This is a genomic window from Mesorhizobium sp. M2A.F.Ca.ET.037.01.1.1 (genome assembly GCF_003998075.1).
Lineage (GTDB): Bacteria > Pseudomonadota > Alphaproteobacteria > Rhizobiales > Rhizobiaceae > Mesorhizobium.
Map to the genome: position 1 here is coordinate 1 of NZ_RZSA01001639.1, position 694 is coordinate 694.

Consider the following 694-nt stretch of genomic DNA (forward strand, 5'->3'; position numbering starts at 1 on the left):
GTCCGTGCCGGTGACTCCCGAGGTCAGGCTTTCAGTGCCGAAGATGATGCGGACCTGTTTCTGCGAAGCAGGCGAGATGGCGCGCGCGCCGGCACCGGTGCGTGCCTGATCGGCGAGACGGTGCGCCAGCAATTCTTCGGCGCCGGCGATCCGGAGGGCGAGATCATCCGCGTCAACCGCACCTCCTGCAAGATCATCGGCCTGCTCGAGCCCAAGGGCTATACCGGCTTCGGCCAGGACCAGGACAATGTCGTGCTGATGCCGCTGCACGCCTATCAGCGGCGCATCGCCGGCAACCGCGACATCGACAACATCTACATCGCCGCCGACGACCGCACCCCGACCAGCGAGTTGCAGCCGCGCGTCGAGGACATTTTGCGCGACATGCGCCGCATCACGCCGGACCGCGATCCCGATTTCGCCATCCGCGATATGACCCAGATCGCCGACGCCATGACCAGCGCCACGACCACCATGACCGGCATGCTGGGCGCCGTCGCCGGTGTCAGCCTCCTGGTCGGCGGCATCGGCATCATGAACATCATGCTGGTCTCGGTCACCGAGCGGACGCGCGAGATCGGCATCAGGCTGGCCATAGGCGCGCACGAAAAACACATCCTCATCCAGTTCCTGGTCGAGGCGACGGTGCTGTCGCTGCTCGGCGGCATTATCGGCATCCTGATCGGACTGTCGC

Annotated in this window: 1 pseudogene; it reads left to right on the forward strand. The window is 65.6% G+C overall.

The window, feature by feature from the left end:
• Window positions 1-102 precede the first annotated feature (102 nt).
• Window positions 103-694, forward strand: a pseudogene (locus tag EOA27_RS38910) (FtsX-like permease family protein); the annotation flags it as partial.